The 1,293-nt window shown below is 69.1% G+C and carries 2 protein-coding genes; both read right to left on the reverse strand.

The window, feature by feature from the left end:
• The coding region (locus AC2VON_RS16155; RefSeq protein WP_486953863.1) for a PPE domain-containing protein at positions 1-86 on the reverse strand (86 nt) is incomplete at its 3' end.
• 15 nt (positions 87-101) lie between these two features.
• On the reverse strand, positions 102-1,293 hold a 1,192-nt coding region (locus AC2VON_RS16160), incomplete at its 5' end, for a PPE family protein (RefSeq protein ID WP_486953862.1).

The raw sequence follows: 1,293 nt of genomic DNA on the forward strand, positions 1-1,293 counted from the left end.
GCCGCAGTCAACATCGGCCCCGCCCCCGGCCCGGCATACATCAACCCGGAATTCACCTCCGGCGACAACGCCGCAAAATCCGTCACCGTCACCCCTGGCCCCTAGTCTTCCGCCGACGGGGGGATCACGATGATGGTGGCCGTGCTGGGCTTGCTCTTCGCTGCCGCTCGTTTGGTGCGGCCACGAGATGCCGATCCACCGGTGGCGCCGATGGCGCGCCCGGCCAAACTGCCCAGACCGAGGTCGCTCAGCAGGCCGCTGTCGCCCTCCGCAGCGACCATCGAGGCAGCCTCCTTCGAGACGCTGCCAGGCAATGCAGCGGCCAACGTCTTGACCTCCGGGGCGGCCGCAGACCAGCCCCGTGGCACCGACATTGTGCCGACCGAACCCGCGTTACCGAAATTCGCCAACACCGGCGACCCGCCCATACCGGGTGAGCTCGCCAGCCGTGACACCGCATCAGCCGCAGCGGGATTCGGCGCAGGGACACCGGGGTCGAAAGGATTCGGTGGCCACTTCCCCTCGGCCGTCATCTTCTGCGCCCTGGTAAGCACGCCGACCACGTTCGCGCCGTTCATCGGCAACAGGACAAGTTGGAACGCCAACAGGTCGGGAACACCGCCGATGGTGTACAGCGAGAGCGGCGATAACGGACCGGAGAGGGCATCCAGCAGCGACAACAGCGGCGATTCCGCTTGAGTGGCGGCGGCCGGCGCGGACGAGGCGCAACCCTGCAGCACTTGCGGTACCGCAGCCATCAGTTGGGACAGCGTGGTCTGGGTATGTGCACCTGCCGCCGCGGCGACGGCTTGGCTGACCGCGCCGGCCTGGGCTCCCGGACCGGCCGGGTTGGTCGTCGATGGCGGTGCGGTGAACGGCATCAGCTGCGTGGCGTTCGCCGAGGAGCCGGCGTAGCCATACATAACCGCGGCGTCTTGTGCCCACATCTGCGCATAGTCGGCCTCGGTGGCGGCGATCGCGGCCGTGTTCTGCCCGAGGATGTTGGTGGCTATCAGCGACGTCAGAAGGCTGCGGTTGGCTACGACCACCGGTGGCGGCACCGTCGCGGCAAACGCCGCCTCAAACGCCGTCGCCGCGGCCGAGGCCTGAGTGGCGGCCTGCTCGGCCTGGGCGGCGGTAGCGGTCATCCATGTCACGTACGGTGTGACGGCGGCAGCCATCGCCGCCGCCGACGGACCCGACCACGATCCGGCGGTGAGCCCCGATATCACCGTGCCGTAGCTGGACGCCGTCGACCCCAATTCGGCGCCCAGTCCCCGCCAGGCGGCCGAT

It is taken from the genome of Mycobacterium sp. TH-M82 (genome assembly GCF_057473605.1).